The 24543-nt window shown below is 70.0% G+C and carries 26 protein-coding genes and 1 pseudogene; 10 read left to right on the top strand and 17 right to left on the bottom strand.

Translation table 11 applies throughout. The features are described from left to right. Window positions 1–77: 77 nt before the first annotated feature. The 5 genes and pseudogenes from KUM49_RS07585 to KUM49_RS07565 form a co-directional block, all read right to left on the bottom strand. Window positions 78–326 (bottom strand): SpdD protein, encoded by a 249-nt coding sequence (locus tag KUM49_RS07585; RefSeq protein ID WP_217235941.1) that lies wholly within the window; start codon window positions 324–326, stop codon window positions 78–80. Window positions 327–349: 23 nt separating this feature from the next. Next, window positions 350–544: a hypothetical protein gene (locus tag KUM49_RS07580; protein WP_030673585.1), complete on the bottom strand. Its 195-nt coding sequence runs from the start codon at window positions 542–544 to the stop codon at window positions 350–352. A gap of 15 nt (window positions 545–559) precedes the next feature. After that, window positions 560–751, bottom strand: coding sequence for a mobile element transfer protein (locus KUM49_RS07575; protein ID WP_217235940.1), 192 nt, complete (start codon window positions 749–751; stop codon window positions 560–562). An 11-nt stretch (window positions 752–762) separates the two neighbouring features. Further along, on the bottom strand, window positions 763–1374 hold the full coding sequence (locus KUM49_RS07570; RefSeq protein ID WP_217235939.1) for a DUF2637 domain-containing protein: 612 nt from the start codon (window positions 1372–1374) through the stop codon (window positions 763–765). An 85-nt stretch (window positions 1375–1459) separates the two neighbouring features. After that, window positions 1460–1957: pseudogene (locus KUM49_RS07565) on the bottom strand (FtsK/SpoIIIE domain-containing protein); the annotation flags it as partial. Window positions 1958–1980: 23 nt separating this feature from the next. Here KUM49_RS07565 and KUM49_RS07560 point away from each other — a divergent pair. After that, window positions 1981–2418, top strand: a complete 438-nt coding sequence (locus tag KUM49_RS07560) for an HNH endonuclease (RefSeq protein ID WP_217235938.1) — start codon at window positions 1981–1983, stop codon at window positions 2416–2418. Between the two features lie 93 nt (window positions 2419–2511). Beyond that, window positions 2512–2766, top strand: a complete 255-nt coding sequence (locus KUM49_RS07555) for a hypothetical protein (RefSeq protein WP_217235937.1) — start codon at window positions 2512–2514, stop codon at window positions 2764–2766. A 327-nt stretch (window positions 2767–3093) separates the two neighbouring features. Here the strand turns inward: KUM49_RS07555 and KUM49_RS07550 are convergent, their stop codons facing one another. The 3 genes from KUM49_RS07550 to KUM49_RS07540 all read right to left on the bottom strand — a co-directional run bounded on the left by KUM49_RS07550 (window position 3094) and on the right by KUM49_RS07540 (window position 6181). After that, entirely contained in the window at window positions 3094–4269 is a 1176-nt protein-coding gene (locus tag KUM49_RS07550; RefSeq protein ID WP_308406563.1) for a Shedu anti-phage system protein SduA domain-containing protein, read from the bottom strand. A gap of 509 nt (window positions 4270–4778) precedes the next feature. After that, window positions 4779–5474 (bottom strand): type 1 glutamine amidotransferase domain-containing protein, encoded by a 696-nt coding sequence (locus KUM49_RS07545; RefSeq protein ID WP_217235935.1) that lies wholly within the window; start codon window positions 5472–5474, stop codon window positions 4779–4781. A gap of 35 nt (window positions 5475–5509) precedes the next feature. Then, entirely contained in the window at window positions 5510–6181 is a 672-nt protein-coding gene (locus tag KUM49_RS07540) for a type 1 glutamine amidotransferase domain-containing protein (protein ID WP_217235934.1), read from the bottom strand. A 183-nt stretch (window positions 6182–6364) separates the two neighbouring features. On the opposite strand from KUM49_RS07540, the gene KUM49_RS07535 reads away from it, so the two are divergent. Further along, window positions 6365–7273 carry a LysR family transcriptional regulator gene (locus tag KUM49_RS07535; protein ID WP_308406562.1) on the top strand — a complete coding sequence of 303 codons (909 nt, stop codon included), beginning with the start codon at window positions 6365–6367 and terminating at the stop codon, window positions 7271–7273. 470 nt (window positions 7274–7743) lie between these two features. Continuing rightward, window positions 7744–9018 (top strand): M23 family metallopeptidase, encoded by a 1275-nt coding sequence (locus KUM49_RS07530; RefSeq protein WP_217235932.1) that lies wholly within the window; start codon window positions 7744–7746, stop codon window positions 9016–9018. A 626-nt stretch (window positions 9019–9644) separates the two neighbouring features. On the opposite strand, the gene KUM49_RS07525 is transcribed toward KUM49_RS07530, so the two are convergent. The 3 genes from KUM49_RS07525 to KUM49_RS07515 all read right to left on the bottom strand — a co-directional run bounded on the left by KUM49_RS07525 (window position 9645) and on the right by KUM49_RS07515 (window position 10731). Beyond that, complete coding sequence (locus KUM49_RS07525) at window positions 9645–10046, bottom strand: DNA-binding protein (protein ID WP_217235931.1); 402 nt, start codon at window positions 10044–10046, stop codon at window positions 9645–9647. Then, window positions 10043–10291, bottom strand: coding sequence for a type II toxin-antitoxin system CcdA family antitoxin (locus KUM49_RS07520; protein ID WP_217235930.1), 249 nt, complete (start codon window positions 10289–10291; stop codon window positions 10043–10045). Before KUM49_RS07520 ends, KUM49_RS07525 begins: the two co-directional genes overlap by 4 nt. Window positions 10292–10419: 128 nt before the next feature. Then, window positions 10420–10731 (bottom strand): hypothetical protein, encoded by a 312-nt coding sequence (locus tag KUM49_RS07515; RefSeq protein WP_307675888.1) that lies wholly within the window; start codon window positions 10729–10731, stop codon window positions 10420–10422. 266 nt (window positions 10732–10997) lie between these two features. On the opposite strand from KUM49_RS07515, the gene KUM49_RS07510 reads away from it, so the two are divergent. The 4 genes from KUM49_RS07510 to KUM49_RS07495 all read left to right on the top strand — a co-directional run bounded on the left by KUM49_RS07510 (window position 10998) and on the right by KUM49_RS07495 (window position 16546). Continuing rightward, complete coding sequence (locus KUM49_RS07510) at window positions 10998–13805, top strand: DEAD/DEAH box helicase (protein WP_217235928.1); 2808 nt, start codon at window positions 10998–11000, stop codon at window positions 13803–13805. Continuing rightward, window positions 13802–15037, top strand: coding sequence for an SWIM zinc finger family protein (locus KUM49_RS07505; RefSeq protein ID WP_254400877.1), 1236 nt, complete (start codon window positions 13802–13804; stop codon window positions 15035–15037). Before KUM49_RS07510 ends, KUM49_RS07505 begins: the two co-directional genes overlap by 4 nt. Before the next feature lie 764 nt (window positions 15038–15801). Beyond that, the gene (locus KUM49_RS49745; protein WP_302185408.1) at window positions 15802–15930 is read left to right on the top strand and encodes a hypothetical protein; all 129 of its coding nucleotides are present in this window, start codon (window positions 15802–15804) and stop codon (window positions 15928–15930) included. Between the two features lie 112 nt (window positions 15931–16042). Then, the gene (locus KUM49_RS07495; protein WP_254400876.1) at window positions 16043–16546 is read left to right on the top strand and encodes a DUF5990 family protein; all 504 of its coding nucleotides are present in this window, start codon (window positions 16043–16045) and stop codon (window positions 16544–16546) included. Window positions 16547–16573: 27 nt separating this feature from the next. Here the strand turns inward: KUM49_RS07495 and KUM49_RS07490 are convergent, their stop codons facing one another. After that, a complete protein-coding gene (locus KUM49_RS07490) occupies window positions 16574–16858 on the bottom strand; it encodes a zinc-ribbon domain-containing protein (RefSeq protein WP_217235926.1) in 285 nt (94 codons plus the stop codon). 162 nt (window positions 16859–17020) lie between these two features. On the opposite strand from KUM49_RS07490, the gene KUM49_RS07485 reads away from it, so the two are divergent. Further along, window positions 17021–17953 carry a DUF72 domain-containing protein gene (locus KUM49_RS07485; RefSeq protein ID WP_217235925.1) on the top strand — a complete coding sequence of 311 codons (933 nt, stop codon included), beginning with the start codon at window positions 17021–17023 and terminating at the stop codon, window positions 17951–17953. On the opposite strand, the gene KUM49_RS07480 is transcribed toward KUM49_RS07485, so the two are convergent. The 5 genes from KUM49_RS07480 to KUM49_RS07460 form a co-directional block, all read right to left on the bottom strand. After that, window positions 17901–19634, bottom strand: a complete 1734-nt coding sequence (locus KUM49_RS07480; protein ID WP_217236014.1) for a copper resistance protein CopC — start codon at window positions 19632–19634, stop codon at window positions 17901–17903. The two genes, KUM49_RS07485 and KUM49_RS07480, sit on opposite strands and share 53 nt — an antisense overlap. 126 nt (window positions 19635–19760) lie before the next feature. Further along, on the bottom strand, window positions 19761–20531 hold the full coding sequence (locus KUM49_RS07475; RefSeq protein WP_217235924.1) for an SDR family NAD(P)-dependent oxidoreductase: 771 nt from the start codon (window positions 20529–20531) through the stop codon (window positions 19761–19763). Further along, window positions 20528–21001 (bottom strand): cupin domain-containing protein, encoded by a 474-nt coding sequence (locus KUM49_RS07470; RefSeq protein ID WP_217235923.1) that lies wholly within the window; start codon window positions 20999–21001, stop codon window positions 20528–20530. The genes KUM49_RS07475 and KUM49_RS07470 overlap by 4 nt, the downstream gene beginning before the upstream one ends. Further along, complete coding sequence (locus tag KUM49_RS07465) at window positions 20998–21609, bottom strand: GNAT family N-acetyltransferase (protein ID WP_217235922.1); 612 nt, start codon at window positions 21607–21609, stop codon at window positions 20998–21000. The genes KUM49_RS07470 and KUM49_RS07465 overlap by 4 nt, the downstream gene beginning before the upstream one ends. Then, window positions 21602–23671: a penicillin acylase family protein gene (locus tag KUM49_RS07460; protein WP_217235921.1), complete on the bottom strand. Its 2070-nt coding sequence runs from the start codon at window positions 23669–23671 to the stop codon at window positions 21602–21604. Before KUM49_RS07460 ends, KUM49_RS07465 begins: the two co-directional genes overlap by 8 nt. Window positions 23672–23763: 92 nt before the next feature. Here KUM49_RS07460 and KUM49_RS07455 point away from each other — a divergent pair, with 92 nt between their 5' ends. Next, a complete protein-coding gene (locus KUM49_RS07455; protein ID WP_217235920.1) occupies window positions 23764–24540 on the top strand; it encodes a siderophore-interacting protein in 777 nt (258 codons plus the stop codon). Window positions 24541–24543: the final 3 nt, after the last annotated feature.

Here is a 24543-nt window from a genome sequence, read left to right as displayed (position 1 = left end):
TGGCTCGGTCAGGAGTGACGGACTCCCGGGGCGGCGGATGCTTGGTCGTGTCGAGCCGCCCCGGGAGCCGGGCGCGTTCAGCGCCGGTGGTGGTCGCGGAGCATGGAGCGCAGGACTACGGCGGCGACGGCTACGGAGATGGCCGTGACGGCGACGGCGACCAGGAGGGCGGTCAGTACGACGCCGCCTACGAGCACGGTCGCTATCGCGCCGGTGCTGATGGAGACCTGAGGGAACGGCGTGCGCTGTACCGGGGCCGGGTCGGCCGGGGCGTGGGTGTGCCGGGGCGGCGGGGTGGGGCTGTCGGGGTACTTGGGCAGGAACACGGGAGGTCTCCTTATCTACTCGTCTAGTCGTGTGAGCCGTTTATGACGTCCACGCCGGAGCGCGTGCCGGACTCGATGGCCGGGGCCATGAAGGTGTGCGAGAGCCAGAAGCCGAAGAGGGCGACCAGGACGACGATCCACGTGCGGACGCCGAGGAACTTGACCGCTCCCCAGGCGAAGAAGCCGAGGACCAGGACGAGCGGCAGGCTGACGGTCACGGTGTGCGGGTCCTTTCAGCGGACGGGGCAGCGGTGTGTGCGGGCGGCGAGTTCTGCGGCGGCGCGGCTGTCGTAGTCGCAGGAGAAGCCGCAGCGCGGGGCGGTGCAGGCGGCGGTGTGCTTCTCGCGGCCGCGATCGTCGTACGACGTGCCGACCTGGACGGGGCCGATGCGGGTGACGTTGCGGAAGCGGCGGTTGGCGGTCATCCAGACTCCTTTCAGAGGTGGGCGGCGATGGCGTCGGCCATGGGTGCGGGGACGCCGAGCCGGGCGCGCAGGGTGGGGGTGTCGATGGGTGTGCCGGTGCGGGTGTGGTGCTCGGCGGCGACCTTGCGGGCGTGTTCGACGAGCGCGGTCGGGACCGATACAGGCGGGGCCGGGGTTGGGCTCACGTCCTGCTCAGCGGGAGGTTCGGGCGCGGGGTCACCGGCGTCCTCCTGGTCCGCCGTTGGTTCCTCGGCGGGGACGGGTGCCGAGTGCGCGAGCAGCGTGCCGCCGAGGAAGGCGACCGCAGGCCAGCCCGCGACGAGGATGCGCAGCCAGGCCGGTACGTCGTTGAGGTCGAGGAGTCCGGCGGTGGCGACGTTCGCGCCGAGGGAGGCGGCGAGTGCGATGACGAACCAGCACCACCCGGAGGCTTTCGCGTCGCCGGTCCGCAGTCGGCGCCAGGCGGCGACGAGCAGCAGGTCGACCGAGATCGGGTAGGCCCACGCTTTCCACCCGTCCTGTCCGGCCGCGGAGGCGATGTCGTGGAGGTGGGCGAAGGACAGGGCGGCGGCGATGACGGCCTGGACGAGTACCGCATCGATACGGGCCAGTTGGGCGCGCATGCTGCGGCTCCTTCCGGATTCAGGCGTGGGAGGGGTAGGGACGTGGCGCGAGGCGGTCGCGCCGACCGGAGGAAGGGACGGCGGCTCAGTCGGTCACTGGGCGTGGCTGGACGACCGGCGCCGGGGAGTCGACCGGCCGTACGGGCACGTCGGGCCGGAAGGGCTTGAGCGCGGGCATGTCGGGAGCCAGGTGGGCCGACTCGTGGCAGATCTCGGCGGAATCGGCGAGGGAGAGGTAGGGCGTGCGGATGCGGGACCAGCCGCCGGAGGTGTCACCAGCGACGGCGAGGCCGGGGCGTTCGGGTGCGATGGCGCAGGCGGCGGAGACCGCTTCGGGGGCGATGTCGCCGAGTGCCATTTTGGCGGAGGCTTCGTCGTTGACGCGGTGGCAGACGCGGCCGGTGAGCTGGGCCCGGAGCATGGTGGCGCCCTTGCCGAGTTCGGCGCCGAAGCGCTGTCCGCAGACCTCCAGGTAGATGCCGGCCGCGCGGCCGAGCTGGGCGAGGCGGATGAGCTGGGTGACCATCTCGTCCCGGCGCTCTTCCTCCTTCTTCGTGGCGACGAGGAAGAGTTCGGCCAACTCAGGCCGCAGATATGATCTGACCCGTGGCGATTTCAGAGAAATCCATGAAGATCCTTTGGGCCCTCAGCGGCGGCTGCTGTGCTATCTGCAGAACCACACTCGTAGTTCCACGCGAGGTCGAACTGGATGACCATTCAGTCATCGGAGAAATGGCTCACATTTACCCGCAGTCGCCCGGTGGACCGAGAGGAAATGTACCTTTCACCGGAAATAGGGATCACCATTCAAATCTAGTTCTGTTATGCGGAAACCATCACAAGGTAGTCGACGACCAGGAAAATGGCTGGCCCGTGGAAAGGATGAAGAAACTCAAGGCAGACCACGAAACGTGGGTCGCGGAGACTCTTACGCGCAGGCCTCTCCGCGTCACTGTCGATCCGAGTGGGCCTGATCCAAAAAAAGAAAAATTCTATATGATCAATTCAGGAGCAGAGCTATGGAACCTCATTTCTGATGCCTAGTCTTTCCTTCCCAGCTATTCGGAGGAGAATCAAAAAGACGAACAAGTGGAGCAGGTTCTTGGGCTGCTAGAAGAGCTTAAGGAGTGGATGGAGATGAGCGAGTTCATTGAAACCATGACAGAACAGCGAAACGCAAGGAAGCGCATGGATGCCATCTTGAAGGAGTGCGCAGATAACGGCTACATTCTGTATTCGCGTAGAATCAGATTTTGCACCACGGGAGGAGTTGACCCCAGCCCTATGATCTGGTGGCAGGCAGAAGTCCGCGCCGTTCCTTTTGGGGATTTTTTCAAATTGGTGGAGGAGCACCTAAAAAAGCAAGAAAATGCTGACGGGGGCGAAGATTAGAGAGTAACTATGTGGGTGACCCTTTGACGTCATCGAAATATTGAGGTGCGACTCTTGAGTAAACCGGCAGACGTCGATGCAAGGCACCAGCAAACCGTATATTTTACACCTCTGCACGACGCTGTCGACTACCCGGACAGCGTCTACGAGCACCCGGCGATCAAACCGTCACCAACGGATGCACGCGCCCTCAAGTATGCGGTACTCATCTGCAAGAATCCTGCCGGGGGCACCAGCCAAAAGCCCCCGGACCGATCATGGTCCGGGTCCTTTAGCGGCCCGCTTCGAGCATCGGTCCCCGCGCCTAGGCTCCACGCAGAGTGACGGCTACCCCAACGGCACAGACCCCAACGAGCGCTCGGCATTGTCAATCAGTTCCTTATAAGTGAGCACCTCTACACGGTTCACGTGAGTGTTGAGGGTGCGAAGCGCCTCGTTGATCGATTGCTCGGGTACGGAAGGTTGGACTGACGGGTGTCCGATCAGCACCACTGCGCTCGCTCGGCGGGTTTCTATGCCCAGTTCCTTGCGGATCCGGTGGCGGTTCTCGTCCAGGTTCACCAGGTAGTTCACAGCCTGACCGACTGCATTGTGCACCTCGGCGGTAGGCACCCATGACCCTCGGTACTTCTTCACCAGATTGCCGGCAAGGCTTGCGGCACGCTTCAGCTCAACCACATGGAGTGCCCCGTCACCGCGGATGAGAGGTATGTCGACCTCGTCACCCGGCACCAGTCTGCGGTGGGCGGCCTCTCCCACGAACCGCCCTCCGAAGATCCAGTGTTGCCCCTCCAGAGCGCGTTGCAGTTCGAGTTCCGAAGCAGTGGGGTCCTCGACCACCTTGCGCAAGGCCGCCAGGCCGGTCGACCGCCGGTGCAACTCGGTCGCCCTGAGAACCATCTGCCCTTCCGTATCAGCAGCAAGTAGGGCTATGGCCTCCGGTGTGCTGACGATTCGGTGAGCGGCTTCGGCCGCATCCTCAACGTCTACACGTTCTTGGAGAACACGCTCCAGCCACACGGCTCTCTCCGCCCGCCCACGAAGAAGGCGGTAGCGCCCAGGTCGGTCCTCCGGTGCATCGAGGAACCGCGCGTCCTCGCTGAGTGTGCCGAAGTACGCGATCAGGTCGTCCACACTCGCCTCGGGGTGCTCGTCCATGTACTCACGGCCAGCCTCAGCGATGTACCTGTAGTTGATCGAGAGGATGTTCCCGACGTGCTTCCGTAGCCTCTCGCTGCGCACACCGTCCTGAAAGAGGCGATAACGCTCATCGAAGTCAGGTTGCAGGATCCGCCCTTCGGCATAATCCAGGGAATCCTGTACGAGTCGTACGACTGGCCATTCACCGGCATCCGCCGCCCGTTGGCGAGCCGTTTCCAGGAGTTGGATGAGTACTTGCCCGCCTCTGCGATGGCCCCCTTTCCCACTCTTCATGTGCTTGCGAGCAGAGGCGAGGGCGGCCTTCACCTCCGGATGGGCTGCTTCCTCAAGGACCTTCTCCACCTGAAGTTCCAATGAAAAGTCTGACCTGACACTCATACGGTGATTGTGGTCGAAGGGTCTGACAGTGGGTGTTCGTAACCTCGTCCGGCTTTGAGACCCCATGTTGAAGTCGATGGGGCGAAGGGACCACGCCGTGCCTGCGAGCCATGGTCGAAGCAGACGCTAGGCCGCACCACAAGCGCACCAGATCGAGCGGGGAGCAGCGGGGAACCACGGTGAAAGCAGCCGAGCGCGACGCGACTCCGGGGCAACCATTCGTGCAGGTCAGCGCCAGAACCAGCCGCAAATGATCGCAGCTTCCCAAGCTGAGAGCGCGAGTTCGATTCTCGTCACTCGCTCCAGAGAGAAACCCCAGGTCAGTGGCCTGGGGTTTGTTTATTGTCTAGTCCAATTTGAGGCGCCGTGCCCCCTGCGTGCCTTAAGTTGAGGAAAACCCCTCAAGACCCCCCGCCTGTTCGGCGCGCCGCCCAGTCAGGACGCGCCAGGGATGGTCATCCCGAAGCCGTGGGTCAGGCTAGCTTCTTGCGCATTTCAGCTGCGGCGGGTCCGGCGGAGGCGGGGTTCTGACCGGTGACCAGGTTGCGGTCGACGACCACGTTCGGGGCCCACGGCTCGCCCTCCTGGTAATCCGCGCCGATCTCGACCAAGCGGTCCTGGAGCAGCCACTTGGCGCCGGCCGCCAGACCGCTCTGGATCTCCTCGGCGTTACTGAAACCGGTGAGCCGGTAGCCGGCGAAGGCGTTGCCGCCGTCGGCCTCGGTGGCGGCCAGCAGCGCGGCCGGGGCGTGGCAGACCACGCCGAGCGGCTTGCCCGAGGCGAGGGTGTCTATGAGGAGCTTGCCGGAGGTGGCGTTGACGGCCAGGTCCTCCATCGGGCCGTGGCCACCGGGGTAGAAAACGGCGGCATAGTCGTCGAGGTCGACGTCCTCCAGCTTGATGGGGTGCTGGATCTCGCTGATCGAGGCGAGGGCGTCCGCCATCTTCTTCGCGCCCTCCTCGCCGCCGTTGAACTGCGGCGCCAGGCTTCCTTGGTCCAGGGGCGGCACGACGCCGCCGGGCGTGGCGACGACTATCTCGTGGCCGGCGGCGGTGAACGCCTGGTACGGGGTCACGGCCTCCTCTGCCCAGAAGCCGGTCGGGTGCTTGGTGCCGTCGGCGAGCGTCCAGTGGTCGGCGCCGGTCATCACGAAAAGGATCTTCGACATGGTGCGGTCTCCTAGAGCCGGGTTTAGCTGGGTCGTTATTCGGTGCCGGCCAAGGCAGCGAGGATCAAGTCGCTGACGGCCTTGGTGGACACCGGGTTCTGTCCCGTGATCAGGCGGCCGTCGCGCACGGCGTGCGGCGTCATCGGGACAGTGGAGCGCACATACTTGGCGCCCTTCGCGCGCAGTTCGTCCTCCAGGAGGAACGGCACCCTGCTCTTCACGCCGGCCAGTCGTTCCTCGACCGTCGCGAAGCCGGTGACGGTGCGGTTCCTTACCAGGGGGTTTCCGTCGGTGTCGCGGAGGTTGATGAGGGCGCAGGCGCCGTGGCATACCGAGGAGACGATGCCGCCGTCGGCGTAGATGGCCTGGGCCGTTCGCTGCAGGTCGGCGCTGTCGGGGAAGTCCCACATGGTGCCGTGACCACCCGTGAAGAAGATCGTGGAGTAGTCGTCCGGATCTGTGTCGGCAACGGAAGGGGTGGCTTTCAGGGCGTCCATGAAGGCCGGGTCGTCGAGATACCCGCGAACCGTCCGGTCAACGAACAAGCGACCGAGGCTACGGGGGTCGAGCGGCACTACTCCGCCCGCCGGGCTCACCACGTCCACCGTGTGACCGGCCTTCACCGCCTTGTCGTAGAAATGGACGAGCTCGCCCAGCCACAGTCCGGTCTGGTGCTTGCTCGCCCCATAGGTGGCCTGATTGGTCACGACCGCAAGAATCTTTTTCTGTCTCACTTTTCCCTCGTCTCCTGGGCGGCCCGTGGTTTCGAAGCTAAAGCTGTTGATGTATCGGCGCCAATGAAGAGCCCGATACCGGGTATCGAAGAACCGATGCCTGGTCCGGGGACATACGGGACCTGGCCGGCATGCCTACCTCGTAGGCTCGAAGCCGTGAGCGATCACGACATTCATGGGTCCGGTCCGCTGGACCTGAATCTGCTGCGCACCTTCCTCGCGGTGCACCGCCTGGGCTCCTTCACCGCCGCGGCGCGTCAGCTGAGCCTGTCGCAGTCCACCGTCACCACGCACATCCGGGCACTGGAGAGGCGCCTGGGTCGCGAGCTGTTCGAACGCCGGGCGCAAGGCGTCACTCCGCTGCCCCATGCGGACGAACTCGCCGCCCGGCTGTCGGCGCCCCTCGACCAGTTGGCCGTCATCACCGGCGAGGAACCGAGCAGCACCGTGGCGCCGGTCCATTTGGCGGGACCCGCGGAGTTCCTGGGCACTCTCGGCCTCACGGTGCTGGCCCAGCTGGTCGCGAAGGGCGTCCGGCTGCGGGTGGCCACCGGGCTGACCGAATCACTTCTCGAAGAACTGCGGGCCGGACGCCACGACCTCGTCATCGCCACCCGGCGGCCCCGTGGCCGGACGCTGCACGCCGAACTCCTCGGCGACGAGGAGTTCGTCCTGGTCGCCGCACCGGTATGGGCAGAACGGCTCAAGGGGCAGGAGCTGCCCACTGCCCTGGAGAGCCTCCCGCTGATCGCCTACGCCGAGGATCTGCCCATCGCCCGCCGCTACTGGCGCCACGTCTTCGACCGCCGCCTGCACGCCCAGGCCGCCATCACAGTCCCCGACCTACGCAGCGTCCTCACCGCCGTCACCGTCGGCGCCGGCTGGAGCGTCCTGCCCAGCTATCTGTGCCGCACCGAACTCGCCTCCGGCGTCCTCCGTCTGCTGCACCAGCCGGAGGACCCGCCAATCAACACCTCCTACCTCGTCCAGCGCCCGGGCAGCTCCACCAATCCACACGTAACACTCGTCCGCGAGCACCTGCTGGCCGCCGCGAAAACCTGGTGAGCCCCGTCCGTCTCAGTTTCCGTCTCATTCAGCGCCGTTCACGGCCGTTCAGACGAGACCGAAGCCCGTAGCCGCTCCAGCGACCGGCCGCCCATGAACGCAGGTGAACGGCCCTGTACGCGGCCCAGCGAAACACCACCACAGTTGGAAAGCGTGTTGGGGGCAACCCCTCACGAGTTCGAATCTCGTATCCTCCGCCAGTGCCTCACCGGGCACGATGTCGAAGGGCCCCACCGTTCGCGGTGGGGCCCTTCGACGTTTCTCAGACCTCGTTGTCCATACGTGCGACGCCCCGAAGCTGCCGTGAGGCGAGGACTCCGTGGTCGATGCGGCTGGACGGGTGCAGTCCGGCACCTGACTCCGGCGCCCTCCGCCCGGAGCGACGCGGGGCCGGATTACATGGGCCTGCGCCTCTGCGCGGGGCGTGCCGGGGCCTTCACGGCCCCGGATCCGACGAATGGAAGAGCGCAATGGCAGAGCGCGACCCTCGCAACCGCACAGGCCGCAGCCCGCTACTTCGCGGGCTCGCCGCTGCCCTGCTCGCGGGCGGCATGCTGGTGGCCTCAGCGGGACCCGGATACGGAACCGGCGCGGCCACTCCGGCGCCCGACGCACAGTTCACGCCGTTGACGGCGGCAGTAATGACCCACCCGACGCCGTTCGTCGCCACGGACGGGAAGACGCACCTCTCGTACGAACTGCTCACCACGAGCTCCCTGCCCCGCAGCACGCCGGTGCGGCTCGACCGTGTCGACGTCCGAGACGCCCGCACGCACCGGGTCATCGGCTCGCTGAGCGGGCGGGCGCTGGCCGAGGCCGCCAATCCGGTGGGCGACCCCCTGCCGGGTGCGGACGGGTACACCCCGGCGCCCCCGGCGCCGACGCCGACCGTCATCCAGGGCTCCCAGAAGTGGATCATCTGGCTCGACCTGATCCTCAGCCGCGGTCAGATGGCGCCCAAGGTCCTCGAACACCACCTCTCGGGTGCGATCCTGGCCCCCTCCGGCCCCGCCGCCTTCGAGGAGACGGTGCAGGCCACCCGGATCGCCGGTACCCCGCCGTTGAACCTGAGCCCGCCGGTCCGCCCCGGCACCTGGTACTCCAGCGAGTCGTGCTGCGGCAACACCCACCACCGGCGCGGCCTCGCCGCGATCAACGGTCGCTTCTACGTGCCGCAGCGCTTCGCGATCGACTGGTACCGCGTCGGCAGGCGGGGGCAGACCTGGGAAGGCGACCCCACACAGCTCACCAGCTACCTGAGCTACCGTCAGCCGGTCGTGGCCTCGGCCGGCGGCAGAGTAGTGGACGTCCAGGACGGACTCCCGGACCAACCACCGCCCCTCACACCGCCCACCCCGCCGATCGAGGAAACCGTCGGCAACCACGTCACCGTGGAAGTCGCGCCGGGCCGCTATCTGCTCTACGCCCACCTGAAACCCGGCTCGCTCACCGTCCGGGAGGGCGACTGGGTCGAATCCGGCCGGGTCCTCGCGCTGATCGGCAACAGCGGCAACTCCTCCACGCCACACCTGCACTTCCAGGTGATGACCACAGCCGAGCCCTTCCCGACCGACAGCCCGCCGTTCACCTTCCGGCACTTCCGCGTCCTCGGACAGGTCGAACCCCGGCTCTGGGACGACAACCTGGGCCTGCAGCCGACCGGCGTCCTGCCGATCACGCCCTCGCCGTACGAGGGCCCTCACCGTGCGCGGTATCCGCTCGACCGCGAGGTGCTGAAGTTCTGACCGGACTCCGGTCGGGCCGTTGTCCTGGTCTTTGTCCAGCGTGTGGACATGCGCCGTGGTTCACGTCCGTTCAGGCGAGCCGCCTCAACTGCCACGCGAACGTCCACGGACGGCCCGGAACGGCCATGCGGACAGTTGGAAAGCGTGTTGGGGGCAACCCCTCACGAGTTCGAATCTCGTATCCTTCGCAGCCGCCTGACCAGGCGAAACGGAGAGCTGGACCGTTCATTGCGGTCCGGCTCTTCGGCATGCCTTGGTTGCAGTTCCGGTTGCATTTATAGGCGACATTTAGGACATTGCCTCAAGCAGGAAAGGCGCACGCTCACGTCCTATGGGTCGACCGGCGCAGACTGCGGGGAGCCACACCATCTGACGGGATACGTCACGACGGTTACCGGCCGCCAGAACCCACACGATGAGTTGGCCGTCCTCTACGGCGTAGACGAAGAGGCAGTCGCCGCCCTGAGCCGCCAGCAGGTGTTGCGCCCTGAGGAGCTTCGGCATCGAACGCAGTCATGCCCCAGCATCCGTCGATGCCTGATTCACCCATCACGGGTTGGCCTGCGGCGACTCTGGTCTCGGCGGATCCACGCGGATCTGTCCATGGTCCCGGGACGATGTCGCGGTCATAGCCCGATCATCCGGACCTTGCTGCCGCACAGCCGGGTCATGTCATCGACACCCGACGTGAGGATGGCGACCGGGCCAGGCTGACGCAAGGCCGCTTCCGCGACGGTGGCGTCGATCGCGTACTTGTGTCCATGCAGACCGGCGCCCTTGAGCAGTTGGGCCGCCGCCTTGGCCGCTGCCTCCGTGATCGGCTCCACCTTGACCCGGGAGAGCGCCCATTGCAGTCGGGACAGGTTCACCCTGGCGTGGCTCACCTCCACGATGGTGTTGGCGCTGACGACAAGGTCCGCTCCCATGTCGTGGAACACCTGGAACATCGCCAGGACCTTCCGGTCCTGCGCCACCCAGGCCGACAGCCCCTCGCTGTCCAGGACGACGGTCTCGATGTGCCCGCTCACGCGGCGCTCGCGCCGCCGGCGGCCGACGTCGTACCGAAGATCCGCGCCCGCGCCTCGGCCAGCTCTTCCTCACTGAAGGCCCCGTGCTCGTCCGTGTGGCTGCGCATGTCGGCCCCCAGGAGCTGGTGCCGGATCTGCCTGGCGACCGCTTCGGCCACGTAGCCGGAGATGTTGTCCGTGATCTTCTTCAGCTCCGCCACCTGCTCGGTGGGGAGTGTCACCGTGATGCGTGTGGTGTCAGCCATAGCGGCAAGCATACTGCGGTATGCGCGCTGCGTGCTCTCTGTTCCCCGCAGTCGGTCCGGTCAGCGGCAGTCGGGGCGACTGTACGTTCGAGCTGGAGCTCAGCCGGGCAGTTGTGCGACGCGCCGGTTCAGCGGGCCCAGTAGCGGTATGCCTCGATCCATTGCCAGCCCTTGGGGGCAGGTTCCGGCAGCGGCAGGTCCAGAATTCCGATGTCCTGTCGGACCGGCCCCCGGGCGCAGCGTGCGACCACGCGCCCGTCCTCGGCCAGATCGACACCGACCACGCTCACGTCGACGCCGAGAACAGTCGTGCTGAACGGCACGGCAAGGCTCTCCTCGATCATCGTGAAGAAGCCGGTGACCTGCTCATCCTCGCCGTAGGCGTCGACGGTGGCCTCTTCGATCAACGCCTCCAGCGCGACTGGGTCCCAGGTGCTCACGGCCTCACCGTAGCGCCGCACCGTACGGTTGAGGACCGGTGTGTTCAGCAGCGGTGTATCCGTCGTGGCGCCGTCGCCAGCAGTCAAGCCAAGGCTCGCGGTTGCCGGCGTGTGGCGTTGCCTGGTGGGGTTCGGTAGTGAGCGCGGCCCAGGGGAGGGTCCGGCAAGCGACAGGGCGGAAGACAGTGGCACGAGTCGTCGTACGAGAGCCGAGTACGGGCGCGAGGAGCGCGCCGCCGCTGGCCCGGCAGGAAACATCCGCCTTCGTGAGGGAGCTGCTCGGCGCCGGCTGGGCGGCGGTGTTCCTGCCCGGTGAGCCCGCCCGCCTTGGGCGGCTGCTGCTGTGGAGGCCGACGGGGGCAGCAGCCCGAGACAGTAGGGCGCCCACCGGCCTTGAGACCGAGGCGGTGGAGCTGGTCCTGCCGCACGGCCGCTCGGTCAGGCGGCGCAGGGTCGAGGGTTACGCGCTGCCTGTCGCCGTCGCTGTCTCCGCCCTGGCCAATGCGGAGCCGACGCATCCCTCCGGCGCCGCCTGGCAGGCCGCCACTCGCTTCGCGCTGCGGCTGCTCGCCGACGGCCGCCTCCACCCGGCGCTCACCCCCGCCGGTTACGACACCTGGCAGGTGGGTCCCTTTACCGCCGCCCAGCGCCAGACGCTGGACGCCCTGGCCGCCGCCTTCCCGCCACACGCCCACTGCCTGCCCGAGCCTGGCCCTGCTCCGGTACGGATCGCCGAACCGGTTGCGCTGGTACGCCAGTTCTGCGACGCGGTCGCCGACGATCTGGTCCGTACGCCGGCCGCGCCGCTCGCCATGGGAGCGCTGCCGTACGCCTGGCGCGAGGCCCGCGCCGTGCCGACGTTGCGTGAATGGGCCGAGGAAACCCAGGCGGCGCTCACCGCCGAGGTCGGTGTCTCCCTGCGCGTCGACGTACCCGAAGGACGCCGACGGCAGTTCCGGGCCGTCCTGCAACTGCACACCGCGGCGGACCCGGCGCTCGTCATCGAGGCCGCACGACTCTGGAGCGAGCCGGCCGAAGTGGAGCGGCTGCTCGGCCCACGCGCCGAGACCGAGACCCTGCTCGCCCTGCGCCGCGGCGCCCGCGCCTGGTCCCCGCTGCGGAGGCTGCTGGACGATGCCGCTCCCGATCAGCTCCGGTTGACCGACGACGAAGCCTTCGAACTCCTCGGGGACGCCACGGACGCGCTGCGCGCGGCCGGTGTCGACGTGCACTGGCCGCGCGAACTGGTCAAGGCACTCACCGCGACCGCGGAGATCGGGCAGCGCACCGCCCCCGGTTCCGCCGCGGGCGGCCTGCTGGACACCGAGGCACTCCTCGACTTCCGCTGGCAGGTCTCCCTCGGCGGCGAGCCGCTCACCGAGGCCGAGATGGATGCTCTCGCGGAGTCACGCCGTCCCCTCGTCCGGCTTCGCGACCAGTGGGTTCTCGCCGACCCGAAGCTGGTGGCCCGCGCCAAGCGCCGCCGGATGGAACCACTCACCCCCATGGAGGCGTTGAGCGCCGCGCTGACCGGCGAGACCGAGCGGGACGGTGACCGGGTCCCCTGTGCGGCGGTCGGTGCGCTCGGCGACTTGGTCGCTCGTATCCGCGACCCCGAGTCCCGCACCCCCGTGCCCCAGCCCGCCGCCCTCAAGGCCACGTTGCGCGAGTACCAGAAGCGGGGCCTGGCCTGGCTGGCCGAGATGTGCGCACTCGGCCTCGGCGGCTGTCTCGCCGACGACATGGGCCTGGGCAAGACCATCACCTTGCTCGCTCTGCACCTGCACCGCCAGGGCGACCCCACCACCGCGGGCCCCACCCTTGTCGTCTGCCCGGCCTCCCTGCTCGGCAACTGGCAGCGCGAGGCCGCCAGATTCGCACCGCTCACCCCCGTACGCCGCTACCACGGCGGCGACCGCCACCTCAAGGAACTGGCCGGCGACGAGATCGTCCTGGTCACCTACGGGGTACTGCGCCGCGACCGCGAAGTGCTCGCCGAGACAGCCTGGTCGCTGGTGGCCGCCGACGAGGCCCAGCACGTCAAGAACCCCTACGCCGTCACCGCCCGCGAACTGCGCGCCCTGCCCGCCCGCGCCCGCGTCGCTCTCACCGGCACCCCCGTGGAGAACAACCTCTCCGAGCTGTGGGCACTGCTCGACTGGACCACCCCCGGGCTCCTCGGCACACTCACCGCCTTCCGTGACCGGCATGCCCGCGCCATCGAGGCGGGCGAGGATCCCGAGGCAGCCGAGCGCCTGTCCCGTCTCGTACGTCCCTTCCTGTTGCGCCGCAAGAAGTCCGACCCCGGCATCGCGCCCGAACTGCCGCCCAAGACCGAGACCGACCACGTCGTCCCGCTGACGGCCGAGCAGACGAGCCTGTACGAGGCACAGGTCCGCGAGACCATGGCGAAGATCGCGGAATCGGAGGGCATCGCCCGGCGCGGTCTGGTACTCAAGCTGCTCACCGCGCTGAAGCAGATCTGCAACCACCCCGCCCAGTATTTGAGAGAGCACAGCCTGCGCCAGTCCACTCCCCTGCGGGGCCGCTCGGGCAAGCTCGACCTGCTCGACGAACTTCTCGACACCATCACCGCCGAAGGCGAATCCGTGCTGGTCTTCACGCAGTACAAACAGATGGCGGCTCTGCTGGAGAAGCATCTGGCCGAGCGCGGCGTCCCCGCTCTCTTCCTGCACGGCGGCACCCCCGTCGCGCGGCGCGAGGAGATGGTGGACCGCTTCGAGCGCGGTGAAGTGCCGGTGTTCCTGCTGTCGTTGAAGGCGGCGGGCACCGGACTCAATCTCACCCGCGCCACTCACGTCGTGCACTACGACCGCTGGTGGAACCCGGCCGTCGAGGACCAGGCCACCGACCGCGCCTACCGCATCGGCCAGGACAAACCCGTCCAGGTACACAAGCTCCTCGCGGAGGGAACCGTGGAGGACAAGGTGGCGAAGCTGCTCGAAGCCAAGCGCGCCCTCGCCGACGCCGTCGTCGGCTCCGGCGAGGCAGCCCTGACCGAACTGTCCGACGCCGACCTCGCCGAACTCGTCGCCCTGGGCAGGCAGTCATGAGCCCCGCTGTCCCCGGCCAGCGCCGTGCGCCCGCCCGCGGCAAGCGGGCCTTCGCCGCGACCTGGTGGGGCCAGGCATGGGTGGCCGCCCTGGAGGACTCCACCCTGGACGCAGGACGGCTCTCGCGCGGACGCACCTACGCCCGCAAAGGCATGGTCGGCCCGGTCACCGTCGCTCCGGGCAAGGTCAATGCCGCTGTCCAGGGCAGCCGTCCACGCCCATACCGCTCCTCAGTCCACCTGCCCGTCCTCACCGACCCTCAGTGGGACACCCTGCTCGACACGATCGCGGCCCGCGCCGGGCATCTCGCAGCACTTCTCGACGACGAGATGCCCGCCGAACTCGTGGACGACGCCCGGCACGCAGGCGTCCCACTGCTCCCACTGCCCACCGAGCTCGATCCGGAGTGCTCCTGCCCCGACTGGGGACACCCCTGCAAGCACGCCGCCGCACTCTGCTACGCCATCGCCGCCACCATCGACACCGACCCGTTCGTGCTCTTCACGCTGCGCGGCCGCGGTCGTGAGGAGATCTTCGCCCAGCTGCGCACACTCCGTACGGCAGCACAGGAGACCGCCGCCCCACCGGCACCGGCCGGCATCCCGGCCGCCGCCGCTTACGCCCACTGGGCCGAAGAGCCGCCCGAACTGCCCGAACTCCCGGAACCCGCCGCCCACACCACAGCACTGCCCGTCGCCCCGCCACCCGGCACCGGCCTGGCCGCCGCGGACCTGGAACGCCTCATGGCCGACGCCACCGCGCGCGCCGCCCGGCTCCTCGAGGGCGACACCGCCGACCTGCACCTGACCCAGCACCAGGACGCCGTCCGCATCGCCGCAAGCAACCCCGGACCCGAGTGGTTCCACCACCTGATCCAGAACACCGGCACCAAACCCACTGTCTTCGCACGCCTCACCCGCGCCTGGCACCACGGCGGCCCCACGGGCATCACCGTCGCCGAACAGCCCCACGCCCCCGACCCGACGGTGATGAAGGCCGCCCGCACCGCCCTGGACGCGGCCCTCGCCGAGATGACCGACTCCCCCACACACCTCAGAACCTGGCGCAACCGCCTCACCCTCATCCACCACGGCATCCAGCTGCGTCTGGGCCCCGACGCCCGCTGGTACCCCTACCTCCAGGACGACGACGGCGAATGGTGGCCCGTCGCACCAGCCGACAGTGACCCGGTCACCGCGCTCACCGCGGCCTGGTCGCAGAACGGGGAGTAAGGAGGCGATTCCCCGCTGACCAGGAACCACGAGCAGCAGCTGGACACACTCACGCTGCTCCACATCCGTGGTTGCGGTTCTGGTTGCGTTCACCGGCGTACAGCGCCGTTCAGAACCCCCGACCGGACCAGCTGCACCGCAGGTCAGGACGTTGCCGTACGCCCCAGAACCCCCAGACGAAAATCTGATCTCCGACACCGCGCGCGGCCACGGCCGGGTGCGCATCGCTCCCGCCGCCTGCGTCCTCCACGGTGACGAGCCCGCGCTCCTGGCGGAGATCGCCGCCCACCGGAGGCTCGCCAAGCTGGGACTACGCCAGGTGGCGCCGACGGTGCTGGTCAGCCGCAGCCCGATCGACGTGACCCTCGCCGCGCTCCGAGCCGAGGGATACGCCCCGGTCGCCGAGACGGCCGAGGGAACGGTACGCATCGACGCCATCCGGGCTCGGCGGGCAGCCGCTCCCGTTCCGGCCCCACGCGGCTCCAGTGGAAGGGGCGGCTTCCGGATCGCGGGCACCGTCACGGCGAAGGTGCCGGCCGCCGTCGACGCGAATGCCTTGGCGGCCCGGCTGCTGGCCGCCCCGCCGGAGCCTCCGGAGCCGGCACCGTTCGACGGAGGAGCGCCCTTCGGCACGGACACCGAGGAGATCGTCTCGGGGGTGGGCGAAACTCCTGCCGTACACCGATGTCCGTCAGCTCGCCCATGCCATCGGCACCGGTGGGGCCGTCACCGTCGAATACGTCGCCACTTCGGGCAACCGGACCGTGCGTACCCTCAGCCGCCTCACGCTCGACCCGCCCCACCTCGAAGCCTGGTGCCACCTGCGGGACGCCGAGCGCGTCTTCACCCTCTCGCGCATCCACAGCATCATGCCCGCGGAGGAAGAGGAATAGGTCGCGGTTCTGGTCGGTACCGGATCGGTATCGGTATCGGTCTCCGTCCCGGGCGGCCGGCCGGTCTGGCAGCCCGGCGCTGCCCGGCGCCGGGCAGCGGATGATGGGCCGCATGCGTATCCGTATCGATGCCTTCGACCTGCCCGGTCTCACCCGCCCTGCGCCCGCCGACGGCAGCGCCCCCGCCTATGGCAACGTCCACGTCGCCGTGCAACGCCGCGACCGGCCGGGCGAGCTGCTCCATCCGCAGCGGGGGGACGCCGCGTCGGCGACCTGGACTCTGGAGTGCGCGGCGATCGTCTCGCCGAGCGGTGTCGAGGTGCGGGGGCCCTATGTGCAGAACCGTCTGGGGCACCGGTTCATCTATCTGTCGTGGGGGACGGTCGACGAGGCGGGGCTCTTCACGATGTTCCGGCGTGCCAAGCTCATGCTCGACGCCGTCCCGGCCGACGTACTCGCCGCCGCCGCACCCGACGGCCTGCTGGTCGCGCGCCTCGGCCTCACCGACGCGCAGGGCGGGCCCCTGTGCGCACGGATCACGCCTCCGCACGTCAGCTGGACCGCTGAACCGGCGGCCGGCCACGCGGGGCCGGGGCAGGCCACGCGGGATCGGTGAGGCCGGGCGGGCCCGCCCGGCCCGCGCTCAGGACTGGTACGGCTGCTGCTGCGTCTGCCCGTACTGCTGACCGCCGCCCGCGCCCTGCGCCTGCAGCTGGTCCGCCTGCTCCTTGGTCAGCTTCTGTTCCGCGCCGCAGAAGGTGCACTGCGTCGTGTACTTCGTCGAGAACGGGAACAGCGGCACGAAGAACAGCGTGAACTTCGTGACGCGCTTCCTGAGCGTGTGCGCGGCGGGGTTGCCGCACTGGCCGCACACCAGGGTCAGTATCGCGAGCTGGTACAGATAGCCCTTGGTGCCGAAGATGATCATGCCGGGTTCCTTCCCGAGTCAGTACCTGCCGACACAGTGCCGGCGAGCGGCAAGGTGCGGTCACGGATCACAGTGTCCTGCACTCCGGCGCCCGACCGCGTATGCAAGGACTCCTGAGGCGTCCGTCGCGTTCCTGCCCGGCAGCCGGGTAACCGCTCCCCCATGGGTGACATCCTCGTCGGCACGTGTTCCTGGACCGATCGGGCCCTGGTCGCCAGCGGGTGGTATCCCGCCGGGCAGCGGGACGCCGAAGGGCGGCTGCGGTACTACGCGGGGCGGTTTCCGGTGGTCGAGGTGGACTCCGGTTACTACGCGCTGCCCGCGGAGCGGAACAGCCGGTTGTGGGCGGAGCGGACCCCGGACGGGTTCGTGTTCGACGTGAAGGCGTTCTCGCTGCTCACCGGGCACCCGACCAGGGAGCGGTCCCTGCCCGACGGGTTACCCGCCGACGCAGGGGACCCTGCCGTGCTCGACGAGGTGTGGGCGCGGTTCGCCGCCGGGATCGGGCCGCTGCGGGAGGCCGGGCGACTCGGGGGTGTGCTGTTCCAGTTCCCGCCGTGGTTCCGGCCGGGGGCGCGGGCCGAGGCGTTTCTGGAGGAGTGCGCGGTGCGGACGGCCGGGTGGCCGGTCACCGTGGAGTTCCGGCATCCCGCGTGGTGGAGGAGCGAGCCGGAAGGACCGGAGGGACGGGACGGACCGGCGCAGGCGACCGCCTCGCTGCTCACCCGCCTCGGCTTCGCCGCCGTCGGGGTCGACATGGTGCGGACGCTGCCCTCCTCCATACCGCCCGTCACGCCCGTGACCTCGCCGCGCCTGTCCGTCGTACGGTTCCACGGGCGCAGTGCCGCCTGGGGGACCGGGAGCAAGGAGGACCGCTTCCGGTACGACTACTCGCGCGCCGAACTCGAGGAGTGGGTGCCCCGCTTACGCGCTCTCGCCGGGCGGGTCGGCCAGCTCCACGTCCTCTTCAACAACTGCTGCGCCGACTCCGCCGTCCGTGCCGCCGAGACGATGGAGCGTCTGCTCGCCGGCCAGGCCCTGCCTAGCCCACGATCCGCACCGTCTTCGACTCGCTCACCTGATCGATCTCCGTGACCCGGACCGTCACCTTCATCTCCCAGTCGCCGGCGATGGGGAGGTTGAGGGCGTTGGTGGCCCAGTAGCCGCCCTTGTCGGTGAGCCGGGCGTCGATGGGGCCGATGTCCTGACTGGGGAGGGTGAGGGAGAGGCGGAGCTCGGGAACGGTGGAGATGCCGTCGTCGGGGCCGTAGACGACGGCTTCCACGCGGTTGTCGCCGGTGCGGCCGGGGTCGAGAGTGATCTGCACCTTGCCCTGGCCGCCCGGGATGCCGACGTCGAAGGGGATGGTGGTGACGGAGGCGGTGGGCAGGCCGGTGGTGGACGCCGTTTCGGCGGCTTCGGCGGCCGCTCGGCCCGGCAGCGTGCCGGTGAGGATGGTCGTGATCACCAGTACCGCCACGCCCACGGCGCCCTCGGCCAGGACCGAGCGGCGCAGGCCCAAGTGGTGCGTGGTCGAGGGGGAGACGGGGACGGCGGCGGGCTCCCGCGGAGCCGGCGGGCCGCCCACCGGCTCCGGTACCCGTTCGGGTACGGCCGCCTCCACCTGCGTCAGCCGGGCCGTCCACCGCCGTGACACGCTCGCCGCCGCCAGCAGCGCGAGGACCGCGGCGAGCTTGACGACCAGGAGGCGGCCGTAGGTGGTGTCGGTGAGGGCGTTCCCGGAGCCGAGGCCCCGCCAGGACTGGTAGACGCCGGTGACGACCAGGACGGTCACCGACCAGAAGGCCAGGCGGGAGAAGGAGGTCACCACCGACGCCGGAACGGCTGCCTGTGAGCGGTACAGCGAGGTCAGCAGTGCCGTCAGGCCGCCCAGCCAGACCGCCATCGCGAGGACGTGCAGGACGGACGACGTCATCGCCACCGGCACCTGGATGCCGGCCGACGCGTGCTCGCCGGCGGCCCAGGTCAGCGCCAGGCCGACGCTGAGGGCGGTACCCGCGGCGAGCCAGGCGCGCGACAGCGACTCGCGCCGCAGCAGTCGTACGAGGAAGACGGCCAGCGGCAGGAGGAGGGCCAGGCGGGCCAGCAGGACCAGGCCGGGGCGGGTGGTCAGGGTGCGGGTGAAGGCCGCGGGGTCGAGGGACGGGGCGGTGCCCGACTCGTACGGGGCGCGCAGCATGAGCAGCGCCACGGTGGAGGCCAGCAGGGCCCACCAGCCCGCGCGCAGGAGCCTTCGCAGGGGGGCGGGGTCCGGGGGGCGGCAGGCCGTCATGAAGACGGCCGTGCCGATCAGCAGCGCCGCGGCCAGGTACGCCAGGTAGCGGGCGATGGTGTACAGGCCTGCCGTCACCGGGTTCTCGACCGGGTCCGTGCCGACCACCGCCGTGGTCGCGGAGGGCTTGCCCACCGAGAAGGTGAACGCCCCGGACACCGGGTGGCTGTCCGCCGACACCACCCGCCAGGCCACCACGTACGTGCCCTCGGCGAGCTTCGCGGGCAGGGTGACCCGGGCCGTGTCGGAGCCCTCGGGTGCGTGCTGGGCCTCGCCCGTGCGCAGGCGGTGGTTGTCCGGGTCCAGGACGCGGAACGAGTCCTCCAGAAGGCCCACGGACTCGGTGAAGCTGAGGGTCAGGTGGCGGGGGGCGGACTTGAGGACGGTTCCGTCCTTGGGGTCGCTGTCGCGGAGAGCGGCGTGGGCCGACGCCGGTCCCGCGCTGCCGAGGAGGAGCAGGACCAGCACGGTGCCCAGCAGCACCAGCCCTTGAAGTCCCCGGCGTCCTCGGCCTGCGCCTGCCCTGAACTCACCCGCACGCTCCACGTCTCTTCTCCGTCTGTGGACTTGCCGCCTACCGGACAGGTACGGACACGACGGCCGGAACGCTCACCACGTCGGCCGCGCCGTCACCCCACCGTCCACCACCAGGTCCTGCCCGGTGATCCAGGACGCGAGCCGCGACGCCAGGAACACGCACGCGTCGCCGACGTCCTCCGGTCGCCCCAGCCGTCCCAGCGGCGCCGCCCGCTCCCATCGCCGTACGCCTTCCGGCCAGGCCTCGCCCAGTCCCTCCCGGTCGATCAGCCCGGGTGAGACCGTGTTGACGCGGATGCCGTGGGGGCCGTACTCCAGGGCCGCCGCTCGCGCGTGCATGACCACGGCGGCCTTGGAGGCGGCGTAGTGGGCGTGGTCGGCGGCGGGATGGCTCGCCTCGATGGACGCGACGTGGGTCACGGAACCGGAACCCGACGCCCCCGTCCCGCGCATCACCTCCACCGCGGCCTGCGTGCACGCGAAGACGCTCGTCAGGTTGGTGTCCACCACCGCCCGCCACTGTGCCGCCGTCATCCCGGGCAGCGCCCGGGCCGGCTGGACGCCCGCGTTGTTGACCAGCGCCGTCAGCCGGCCCTCGCCCCACTCGGCGGCCTCCCGCACCAGGCCCCGGCACTCCTCCTCGTCGGTGAGGTCCGCCCGCAGGACGACGGCCCGCCCGCCCGCGTCCCGGATGCGGGCCGCCGCCGCGCGCGCCGGCTCCACCGCCGTACGGCAGTGCAGGGCGACCGCCGCGCCCTCCTCGGCGAACCGCAGGGCGATGCCCCGTCCGATGCCGCCGCCCGCGCCGGTGACCAGGGCCACGTGCCCTTCGAGGAGTCTCATGGACGGCACAGTGCCGCGATCCGGCCGGCCTGGGCCGGGTAACGCGCCGCCAGCTGTGCCGCGTCGCCGTGTTCGTAGTCCTCGTAGGTGAATCCGGGTGCCATGGTGCAGCCGAAGAAGGTCCACTGGCCGCCCGCCGCCACACGTCCGCCCATCCAGGTGCCGCCGGGGACGGTGAGCTGCGGGTGCTGGCCGCCGAGTACGTCCGGTCCGAGGACGGTGGCCGTCGTCGTGCCGTCTGGGGCGAGGAGCAGGAGTTCCAGCGGGTCGCCCAGGTAGAAGTGCCAGATCTCGTCGGTGGGCAGGCGGTGCAGGGCGGAGAAGTCGTCCGCGGTGAGCAGGGCGACGATCGCCGAGCCCGCGGGCCGGCCGTCCGGCAGTTCCGGTCCCGCCCAGGTGCGTCGGAACAGCCCGCCCTCGCGGGGGATGGGCTCCAGACCGTAGTGGGCGACGAGGTCGTCTGGGGTCACCCCGGGAAGGCTACCTCCCGGTTCAGGAACGCGAGTTGGGCGTGCTTCTCGGGCAGGTACACGTCCGGGAGGTCTATTTCCGGCAGGACGACGACCGGGCCCGCCTCGAAGCCCTGCTTCAGGAAGCGCGCGATGGCCTTCTCGTTGCGCACGTCGGGGTCGACGACGACGCGAGTGCGGTCCAGGCCCCGCAGCACGTACGAGGTGACGGCGGTGAGCAGCGCCGACGACCAGCCGGGGCTCGTACCGTTCCGCCCCGCGGGCGCCAGCAGCAGGTGGACGCCGATGTCGCCGGGGCGCACCTCGTAGCACTCGCTGACGCGGTCGGCCTCCGGCTCGTAGGTCTGGAGGAGGGCGACCGGTTCGCCGTCCTTCAGCACCAGGAAGGCGTGGTGCGTGTCGAGGCTGTCCATGTGGGCGTAGATCTCGGCGACCTGATCCCTGCTCAGCCCGTTCATGCCCCAGAAGGACGCCCGCTCCTCACTCACCCACGCGTGGACGACCTCGGCGTCGGCGGCCGCGTCCAGGGGCAGGACGCGGACGGTGCCGAAGCCGTCGACTCGCTGCTCGTGGACGGGGTCGCGGGTGGTGGCGTGCGCGTCAGACATCGGTCTCCTTCGTCAGGTGCCGCCAGTCGGTGACGACCGGCACGAGGTCACCCCTGAGCCACAGGGGGAGTTGGTCACGGTGATGGGCCGAGCCGGGGATCCCGGAGGCGCCGAGGGGCACCACCCAGAGGCTGTCCTCGCGCCGCGCGAGGTCCCACACGTAACGGGCCGCCGGGCCGCGCGCGCTGATATCGGTCCAGCCCGGTACGGCGGAGGTGCACAGCACGCAGTCGTGATCGCCGGACAGGCCCGGACCCTCGTCGGGTGTGCCGGTGAGCGCCCGCCAGGCGAACAGGCGGTGTGTGTCACCCCAGGTGGCGGGCGGGTTCCCGGCGGCCGCCACCTCCTCCACGGCCCTGCGGACGATCTCCGCGCGGTCGATCCCGTACAGCTCCCGTGCCCGCAGCAGGTGTTCGAGGGCGAAGCCGATCCGCGGGACGAGCGCGAGCCACGGCAGGAAGACCTCCGGGTACGCGGGCGGGGAGGTCAGCGCGGCGAACGCCGGGTGGGCCGCGAGATGGCGTACGACCGCACCGCGCACGGCCGCGTACAGGGCCGCGTCCGTGCTGTCGGCGTCCATGTGGCGGTCCCAGCGCAGGAGGGCGTCCCTCAGGGCGGTGGCCTCGGGGGTCAGTCCGTGCAGCGCTTCCAGGTGGCCGAGGAGCGGTACGGCGGAGGCGAGGCGGGTGTCCATGTGGATGACCGGCATGTCGGCGGGCGACCAGTGGTCCTTCTGAGTGAGGAGGGCGGTGATGCGGTCGGCGCGGTGGGGTGCGGCGAACTCGACGCCGAGCGGGGCCGCGGGGCCGCGCTGGTTGGCCATCACGGCGATGCCGTCGGTGAGACCGGCCCGGGGCGTCTCGTGCCAGCCCTGCCAGTCGTGGCCGGGTTCCCAGGCGGGGACGAGGTGGGTGCGGTTGGCGTCGGAGCGCACCGGCACCCGGCCCGCGACGCGGTGCAGCAGGCCGCCCTCGGTGTCGGCGGCCTGGACGACGTTCACGGGCTCGGCCCACAGGTCGAAGGCGTGGTCGACGTCGGCGACCCGGCGGGCCCGCAGCAGGGGGAGCAGGGCGCTGAAGCCGAGGTCTTCGGTGACGCGGGGCGGATAGCGCAGGGTGAGCGCGAGCGGGGTGCCGTCGTCGAGTCCTTCGGGGCCGCCGGCGATCACCGGTCCCCGTTCCGTCTCGATGACCTCGACCTCGACCGGCTCCTCCCCCGCCACCTCGACGGTCTCCGGGTGCCGGGCGGCCCGGTGCCAGAGCCCGTCCGGGCCGAGCGCCTCGACGCCGGCGCCGGTGCGGCGCAGCCTCTCGCGGTAGAGGTCCTGGTAGTCGGCCATCGCGTTGGTGATGGCCCAGGCGACCGTGCCGGTGTGGCCGAAGTGGGCGATGCCGGGGACGCCGGGGACGGCGAGGCCGACGACGTCGAACTCGGGGCAGGACAGGTGGATCTGCTGGTAGACGCCGGGGTCCTCGATGAAGCGGTGCGGGTCGCCGGCGATGACCGCCTGGCCGGTGGTCGTGCGTTCGCCGCCGACCAGCCAGCCGTTGCTGCCGGAGGTGCCGGGGCCGTCGGTGGCGAACAACCGGACGGCGTCGGCTCCCAGATGCCGGACGACCTGCTCGCGCCAGAGCTTGGCGGGGAAGCCGGCGAAGAGGATGTGCGTGGCGAGCCAGACGCCGAGCGGGGTCCAGGGATCCCAGCGGCCCGGAGCCAGACCGACGCGGGCGAACTCGGGGGCCTCGCTCCGCGCGAGCTCTTCGTTCACGCCGTCGACGTACGCCCGCACCCAGTCGGCCGTCTCCGGGTCCCGTCTCTCCAGGGCGGTGAAGCAGCGTCTGGACGTGTCGGCGAGGCGGGCCCGTCTCGCGAAGAGGTCCCAGGCCAGGGCCTCGGTGCCGAGGAAGGCGGCCGAGGTGCCCTGGGTGCGGTGCCGCTCGACCTCCAGCTGCCAGGCGCGGTCGCGGGCGGTGACCCGGCCCTGGGCGCGGGCGAGCCCCCGCGCGCTGCCGGCGCGGAGGTGGGGGATTCCCCAGGCGTCGCGGAAGATCTCGGTGCTCATCCCTGTGCCCTGTCTGTGCTTGGATTCTACGCTTTAGGTTAGGCTTGCCTAACTAAATGGTGAGGGAATCGTACGCGAAGGGTGAAAACGCGATGAGGCAGGGGCACGGCTGGGAGGGCGCGGTACTCAAACTGCTGCGGGCGAAGGACTTCGTGTTCACCGTGACCGGTGCGGAGGACGTCACCGGGCACTACCGGCGCGTCCACCTCACCGACGGCGGCATGCTGGCGGCCACCGGGGTCCACCCGACGATGTGGGTGCGGCTCTGGTTCGACAACGCGGGCAGACCGCACCAGCGCGCCTACACCCTGGTCGACCCCGACCCCGACCCCGCGGCCGGCACCTTCAGCCTGGAGTTCGCCCTGCACGAGGGGTGCGCCAGCGACTGGGCAAGGGCGGCGAAGCCCGGCGACACCATCGAGGCGACCGTGCACGGCACCGACTTCCGGCAGCCCGATCCCATGCCCTCGCACGTCTTCGCGATCGGCGACGCCGCCTCGCTGCCCGCCCTCAACTCCCTCCTCGACGCCCTCGCCCCGGCCCCGGCGACCATCTGGTTCGAGAGCACCCCCGACGGCACCTCGGACGGCACCCCCGGCACCGCTCTCGACGCCGCCCTCGAGGGCCTCCCCTTCCGCACCGACCCCGCCCGGCACGACGTACGCCCCGTGCCCCGGCGGGACTCCGGCGCCCACCTCGTCGCCGAGGTGAAGGCGGCCCTGCCCGACCTGCTGAAGGCCGGCCCGGAGCCGTACGTCTGGATCGCCTGCGACACGGCGACCACCCGGACCCTCTCGACGTACGTCCGCAAGGAACTGGGGCTTCCCAAGCAGCGGGTGCACGCGCTGGGGTACTGGCGGGCCGGCTGACCC

Source organism: Streptomyces sp. AC555_RSS877 (assembly GCF_019049245.1).
Taxonomy (GTDB): Bacteria; Actinomycetota; Actinomycetes; order Streptomycetales; family Streptomycetaceae; genus Streptomyces.
Note: the sequence above shows the minus strand (reverse complement) of the source record. Positions and strands in the feature narration are given on the sequence as shown.

What these genes read in the sequence shown, in the direction of transcription:
- KUM49_RS07530 (WP_217235932.1), top strand. Translation starts at nt 7,744, where the DNA reads ATGGCAGAGCGCGACCCTCGCAACCGCACAGGCCGCAGCCCGCTACTT.
- KUM49_RS07495 (WP_254400876.1), top strand. Translation starts at nt 16,043, where the DNA reads ATGCGTATCCGTATCGATGCCTTCGACCTGCCCGGTCTCACCCGCCCT.
- KUM49_RS07520 (WP_217235930.1), bottom strand. Translation starts at nt 10,291, where the DNA reads ATGGCTGACACCACACGCATCACGGTGACACTCCCCACCGAGCAGGTG.
- KUM49_RS07490 (WP_217235926.1), bottom strand. Translation starts at nt 16,858, where the DNA reads ATGATCATCTTCGGCACCAAGGGCTATCTGTACCAGCTCGCGATACTG.
- KUM49_RS07505 (WP_254400877.1), top strand. Translation starts at nt 13,802, where the DNA reads ATGAGCCCCGCTGTCCCCGGCCAGCGCCGTGCGCCCGCCCGCGGCAAG.
- KUM49_RS07475 (WP_217235924.1), bottom strand. Translation starts at nt 20,531, where the DNA reads ATGAGACTCCTCGAAGGGCACGTGGCCCTGGTCACCGGCGCGGGCGGC.
- KUM49_RS07455 (WP_217235920.1), top strand. Translation starts at nt 23,764, where the DNA reads ATGAGGCAGGGGCACGGCTGGGAGGGCGCGGTACTCAAACTGCTGCGG.
- KUM49_RS07555 (WP_217235937.1), top strand. Translation starts at nt 2,512, where the DNA reads ATGAGCGAGTTCATTGAAACCATGACAGAACAGCGAAACGCAAGGAAG.
- KUM49_RS07570 (WP_217235939.1), bottom strand. Translation starts at nt 1,374, where the DNA reads ATGCGCGCCCAACTGGCCCGTATCGATGCGGTACTCGTCCAGGCCGTC.
- KUM49_RS07460 (WP_217235921.1), bottom strand. Translation starts at nt 23,671, where the DNA reads ATGAGCACCGAGATCTTCCGCGACGCCTGGGGAATCCCCCACCTCCGC.
- KUM49_RS07575 (WP_217235940.1), bottom strand. Translation starts at nt 751, where the DNA reads ATGACCGCCAACCGCCGCTTCCGCAACGTCACCCGCATCGGCCCCGTC.
- KUM49_RS07465 (WP_217235922.1), bottom strand. Translation starts at nt 21,609, where the DNA reads ATGTCTGACGCGCACGCCACCACCCGCGACCCCGTCCACGAGCAGCGA.
- KUM49_RS07485 (WP_217235925.1), top strand. Translation starts at nt 17,021, where the DNA reads ATGGGTGACATCCTCGTCGGCACGTGTTCCTGGACCGATCGGGCCCTG.
- KUM49_RS07545 (WP_217235935.1), bottom strand. Translation starts at nt 5,474, where the DNA reads ATGTCGAAGATCCTTTTCGTGATGACCGGCGCCGACCACTGGACGCTC.